At 65.6% G+C, this 5,863-nt stretch carries 6 protein-coding genes; 3 read left to right on the plus strand and 3 right to left on the minus strand.

Going from position 1 to position 5,863, the window contains the following annotated elements; all coding sequences use genetic code 11:
- A partial coding sequence (locus H926_RS33290; RefSeq protein WP_158441977.1) for a ComEC/Rec2 family competence protein occupies window positions 1-701 on the minus strand: 701 nt, incomplete at its 3' end.
- 28 nt (window positions 702-729) lie between these two features.
- Here H926_RS33290 and gltX point away from each other — a divergent pair.
- The 3 genes from gltX to H926_RS0112135 are packed head-to-tail and all read left to right on the plus strand — an operon-like array spanning window position 730 to window position 3,762.
- Entirely contained in the window at window positions 730-2,202 is a 1,473-nt protein-coding gene (gene gltX, locus H926_RS0112125; RefSeq protein ID WP_022676545.1) for a glutamate--tRNA ligase, read from the plus strand.
- 48 nt (window positions 2,203-2,250) lie between these two features.
- Window positions 2,251-3,537: a citrate synthase gene (locus H926_RS0112130; protein ID WP_022676546.1), complete on the plus strand. Its 1,287-nt coding sequence runs from the start codon at window positions 2,251-2,253 to the stop codon at window positions 3,535-3,537.
- 15 nt (window positions 3,538-3,552) lie between these two features.
- On the plus strand, window positions 3,553-3,762 hold the full coding sequence (locus tag H926_RS0112135) for a hypothetical protein (RefSeq protein WP_043609282.1): 210 nt from the start codon (window positions 3,553-3,555) through the stop codon (window positions 3,760-3,762).
- Between the two features lie 47 nt (window positions 3,763-3,809).
- Here the strand turns inward: H926_RS0112135 and H926_RS30855 are convergent, their stop codons facing one another.
- Window positions 3,810-4,238, minus strand: a complete 429-nt coding sequence (locus tag H926_RS30855; RefSeq protein WP_148291729.1) for a hypothetical protein — start codon at window positions 4,236-4,238, stop codon at window positions 3,810-3,812.
- A gap of 136 nt (window positions 4,239-4,374) precedes the next feature.
- Entirely contained in the window at window positions 4,375-5,775 is a 1,401-nt protein-coding gene (locus tag H926_RS27175) for a sensor histidine kinase KdpD (protein ID WP_022676549.1), read from the minus strand.
- Window positions 5,776-5,863: the final 88 nt, after the last annotated feature.

Here is a 5,863-nt window from a genome sequence, read left to right on the forward strand (position 1 = left end):
CACGCGCTGCGGGCAAAATCAAAACTGCCCGGCACCATCGGCGGCGCCGGCGGCATCAGCCGCGCACGCAGGCGCACCCGCGCCCCGTCGGCCAGCGCCGAATCGTTTTGCCCGGCCGGCGCCAAGGGCACGTTGATCCGCACCTGACCGTCCCGCGTTTCGCCCGACAGCAAGGTTACCCGCGTCTGCAGGATCAGCCGCAAACGGCCCTGCGCCGCCTGGACCTGGCGATCCACCACCATGCCATCGAGCACCACCAGCATGGGCCGGGGAATCGGCGGGGGGCCCAAAAAGGCAGACTTGATCCAGATCGTGGCGCAGCCGGCCACCACCATCAGCCCCAGCGAAAGCACGGCCAACCGCAAATGGGCGAATCGGCCGTCTCGATCGCGAGGCAGCACAAGCAGCAAAATTCCGCCCATTCCGGCCATAAGGGCCAGCCACTGCCAGGGGCCTGGAAGCACCACCCAGACGCAGATTCCCGCAGCAAACGCCACACTTAGCCAGGGGCCGCGTTCTGTGCCGCGCTGCTCGATCCACGCATTCGCATGCGCGAGCATGCTGGACAAACGCGCCGCTTTGGCCCAATGGCGCCCGAGCCCGTTCGGTCCCATATCAAGACCGGTTATCTGCGGGCCGGCACCGTTATCCCGGCCAAGCGCCGTTTGCGGATCAGGCGGTGTTGCAACAAGGCCGGCCATGCGCCGAATTGGAAGGAATGCGCCCTCGATGGCAAGCCAGACTGACACCGTTTCTGCAGGATCGGGTACGGCCAGCGCCAGCCCCACCCCGGCGGCACGCGTTGTCACCCGCTTTGCTCCATCGCCCACCGGTTTCCTGCATATCGGCGGCGCGCGCACGGCCCTGTTCAACTGGCTTTTCGCCCGTCATCATGGCGGCACCTATCTGCTGCGGATCGAGGATACCGACCGCGCGCGTTCCACCGACGCCGCGATCGAGGCGATCTTTGACGGCCTCAACTGGCTGGGTTTGGGTGGCGATGCCGAGCCGGTGTTCCAGTTCGCGCGGTCTGATCGCCATGCCCAGGTAGCGCACCAGTTGCTCGACGCCGGGCACGCCTATCGCTGCTATTTGACGCAGGAAGAACTCGCCGCGCGCCGCGCCAAGGCGCAGGAAGAACGCCGCCCGTTCCGCCTGGAAAGCGAATGGCGCGATGCCGATCCCGCCACCTGGCCGGCCGACAAGCCCTATGTCATCCGCGTCAAGGCCCCGCGTGAAGGCGAGACGGTGATCGAGGATGCCGTGCAGGGCACGATCACCGTGCAGAACGTGGAAATCGACGACTACGTGATCCTGCGTGGCGATGGCACGCCCACCTATATGCTCGCAGTGGTGGTCGACGACCACGACATGGGCGTGACCCACGTGATCCGTGGCGACGACCACATCAACAATGCGTTCCGCCAGCTGGTAATCATCCGCGCGATGAACGTGATCGAGGGCGGCTGGCCCGATCCGGTCTATGGCCATATCCCGCTGATCCACGGTGCGGATGGGGCCAAGCTGTCGAAGCGCCACGGCGCCCTGGGCGTGGACGCCTATCGCGACGAGATGGGCCTGCTGCCCGAAGCGGTGTTCAACTACCTGCTTCGCCTCGGCTGGGGCCATGGCGACGAGGAGATCATCAGCCGCGACCAGGCGGTGGAATGGTTCGACATCGCCAATGTCAACAAGGGCGCGTCACGCTTCGACATCAAGAAGCTGCTCAACTTGAACGGGCACTATCTGCGCGAAGCGGATGACGCGCGCCTCGCTGATCTGGTTGCGCCGCGGCTCGATGCCCTGGTGCCGGCCCATGACCGTGCCAAGCTGGCCGAGGCGATGCCCGTGCTCAAGGTGCGCGCGGCCGATCTCAACGAGCTGGCCAAGGGCGCGGTGTTCCTGTTTGCCCAGCGCCCGCTGGCACTCGATGAAAAGGCGCAAGGCCTGCTCACTCCCGACGCACGGGCAATCCTTGCCAAAGTGATCACCCGCCTTGAGGGCGCAAACGACTGGACAGCGGCCACGCTCGAGGCCAATCTCAAGCAAATGGCCGAGGAGCTGGGAGTAGGATTGGGCAAGATCGCCCAGCCCCTGCGCGCAAGCCTGACGGGACAAGCGACCTCACCTGGAATTTTCGATGTCCTGGTTCTCCTCGGAAAGGAAGAGAGCCTGGCCCGTTTGCGTGACCATGCCGCCTGACCAGGTGGCCCACAGAACATACTGTTTCTTTGTACAGGAGAGCCTAGCGTGAGCGACAATCAGGCTACTTTGACCATCGATGGCAAGACCATCGACCTTCCGGTCAAGAGCGGAACCATCGGGCCGGACGTCCTCGACATCCGTAAGCTTTACGGCCAGTCGGGCAAGTTCACCTACGATCCGGGCTTTACCTCCACCGCCAGCTGCGACAGCGCGATCACCTATATCGATGGTGACGAAGGCGTCCTGCTGCACCGCGGCTATCCGATCGGCCAGCTGGCCGAGCATTCCAGCTTCATGGAAGTGAGCTACCTGCTGCTGAACGGCGAACTGCCGAACCAGGACGAGCTGGCCAACTTCTCCCGCACGATCACGCGCCACACTATGGTGCACGAGCAGCTGACCAAGTTCTACAGCGGTTTCCGCCGTGACGCGCACCCGATGGCGGTGATGTGCGGCGTGGTGGGCGCGCTCTCGGCGTTCTATCATGATTCGACCGATATTGCCGATCCGCAGAACCGCACGATCAGCTCGCACCGTCTGATCGCCAAGATCCCCACGATCGCGGCGATGGCCTACAAGTATTCGGTCGGCCAGCCGTTCCTCTATCCGCGCAACGATCTGTCGTACACCGGCAACTTCCTGCGCATGACCTTTGGCGTTCCGGCCGAAGAATATGAAGTGATCCCCGAGGTCGAACGCGCGATGGATCGCATCTTCATCCTGCACGCCGACCATGAGCAGAACGCGTCGACCTCGACCGTGCGCCTGGCCGGTTCGTCGGGTGCCAACCCGTTTGCCTGCATCGCGGCGGGTATCGCCTGCCTGTGGGGCCCGGCACACGGCGGCGCCAACGAAGCGGCGCTCAACATGCTGCGCGAGATCGGCACGCCCGACAAGATTCCGCACTATATCGAGCGCGCCAAGGACAAGAACGATCCGTTCCGCCTGATGGGCTTTGGCCACCGCGTCTACAAGAACTACGATCCGCGCGCCACGGTGATGCAGAAGACCGTGCGCGAAGTGTTCGACGCGCTCAAGGTCAACGATCCGCTGTTCGAAACCGCGCTGCGCCTGGAAGAGATCGCGCTCAACGATCCCTACTTCGTGGAAAAGAAGCTGTTCCCGAACGTGGACTTCTATTCGGGCATCATCCTTTCGGCGATCGGTTTCCCGACCACGATGTTTACCGTGCTGTTTGCCCTCGCCCGCACCGTGGGCTGGGTGGCGCAGTGGAACGAAATGATCAGCGATCCCGGCCAGAAGATCGGTCGCCCGCGCCAGCTCTACACCGGGCCGACGCAGCGCGACTACGTTCCGATCAACCAGCGCTAAGCCGGAAGATACACGATGAAGAGAAAGGCGGTCATGGTGGCGATCCTGCGGATCATCGGCTTGGCCGCCTTTTTCATGGGCTTGTTGTGGATCGCGCAAGGCTTGGGCCTGGTGCACTGGCCGCGCGAAAGCTTCATGCTCGATCAGCGAGCGTGGGCCTGGCGTGGCCTCGTACTGGCGCTGCTGGGCATTGCCGCCGTGTGGCGCGCCGGTCGCCGGCGCTGATCGCACAAGACCCGCGCCGGCCGGCTTGGCCGCGCCATTCCCACAATTTATTCGAACGCGGCAGGGTCTGGCGTGGGCGCCTGGCAGGCCTGGTGATTGCCATTCTGGCATGCCGCGACCTGCTCGTGCCACGCATCCATTGCCCGCGCATAGGCAGCGTCGCGGCGCGACTGGGTGGTGCGGATCATGGCGATGGTGTCGCGCCGGGCCTGCACGGCCTGGTGATAATCATGCACCGCTGCGTGGTAGCTTTGCAGTTCGGCGTTCCGCTCGGCGCGGGCGGTGTTGGTATCGATCGCCAGCGCCTGCGCCTCGTTGCGATTGACCGCGCTAACCCCGGGATCCTGGCCGGGAACGACCACGCCCGGAGGGACCGTCATTGATGCTGCTGCCGAACCATCGTTGAACGGCTGGTTGGGATCTACTGCCTGGGCCAGCGCCGGGGTCGCCACCAAGGCGCCCAACAGGCCGACCATCGCCATTTTCCTGATCATCGCGAATCTCCGAAACAAGCGTCAGATTTCCGGTCCCCGATGCCCAGCGTTGTGGGCGAGACGGTCTGAACGTTTGCGGAATGCCATGAAAAGGTGCGGTTAACCTGGCGGCCAATAATCAGCGCGCGTTGACGATACCGGCGCTGGGCAGGTCTGCCGGCAGGGTCAGCACAAAGCGGGCGCCCTCGCCCGGTGTGCTCGATACGGTAAGATCACCGGCCATGGCGCGGGCCAGCCGGCGGGAGATATAGAGGCCCAAGCCCGATCCGCCATCGCCGCTGCGGCCCAGCCGTTCGAACTTTTCAAACACGCGCGCCGCCTGATCGGCAGTCAGCCCCTCGCCGCGATCTTCCACCGCGATCCAGGCCGTGGCTCCTTCCACACCGCAGGCCAGAGTTACGGTGGCATGGGCCGGGGTATAGCGGATAGCATTGCTCAACAGGTTGAGCAGTACCTGCAGCACGCGGCGAAACTCGCCGATCGCCGGGGCGTGGCACGCCTCCTCGGGCAAGGCCAGGGCGATGCCCCGCTCGCGCGCGCGGACGGACAGAATACCGGCGGCGCGGCGGGCGCAATCGGCGAGGTCGATGTGATCGGGCGCGGGGGCAAAGCCCGGCGCCTCTACCGCATCGAGATCGGCCAGGTCTTCGACCAGGCCGAGCAGATGGCGCCCCGCCTCGGCAATGTCGGCGGCATAGTTGCCATAGGCATCGGCCAGCGGGCCCGCCAGGCGGCTGCGAATGGTTTCGGCATTGGCGATGATCCGGCTGATCGGCTGGCGCAGTGCGGGCGCAAGATCACGTCCGAGGAACCCGGTCCAGGGCGGCAGTGGCGCATCGGCGCCGGCCATGGCAGGCTCTGCTCCACGCAGGGGATCGGCCGGCAGCGCCAGGATAGTTTCAGGCAAGAGCAGCAGATCGAACCCGCTGCCCACGCGCGGCAACAGGCGCACGCGCCAGCGCCGGGCCGACCCGGCGACATCGACGACCATGTCATCGAGCAGCCGCCAGTGCAGCCGCGCCGTCTCGATGCGCCCCTGGCCAAGCGACAGCGCCGGAGACAAAGCCCAATGGCGCCCAGTGGAGCCGGCCAGGTCTGCGGCCAGTTCGGCAAGATCGGCGGCAGCCAGATCGGCGGTGATTACCCGCTGCTGCTCATCAAGCAGGACATGCCCCTGCGCAAGATGATGCCACAGCGCAGACGCATCAAACGCGGGCAGGCCATCATCGGGCGCGGCCGCGCGGCGCCAATCGCGCAGCACCAGGGCAATGCCATCGTCGTCAGGCGTGGCCTGGGCATGAAACGCGATGGCGCAATCGCCATCCATCGCCACGATCGGCCGCGCCTGCGCCAAACCGGAAACCCGCACCTGGCGCACCAGCGCCAGCAGCGCCGGAACCGCCAGCATGCCCGGCATCGTACCACCGGCCGCGATCTGCAACCGGGCCAGGGCCTCATCAGCCGCAACCAGGGTGTCCGCAGCATCGCAGCGGGCGTGGATCGGATCGGCCGTGGCCAAAGTCAGCCGCCCAGCCTGGCATGCGCCAGGCGCTCGGCCGCATCCTGCGGCGACAGCGCGCCTACGGCCGCCGGCACCAGCGCTTCGG

This window comes from Novosphingobium sp. B-7 (assembly GCF_000410615.1).
Taxonomy (GTDB): Bacteria; Pseudomonadota; Alphaproteobacteria; order Sphingomonadales; family Sphingomonadaceae; genus Novosphingobium; species Novosphingobium capsulatum.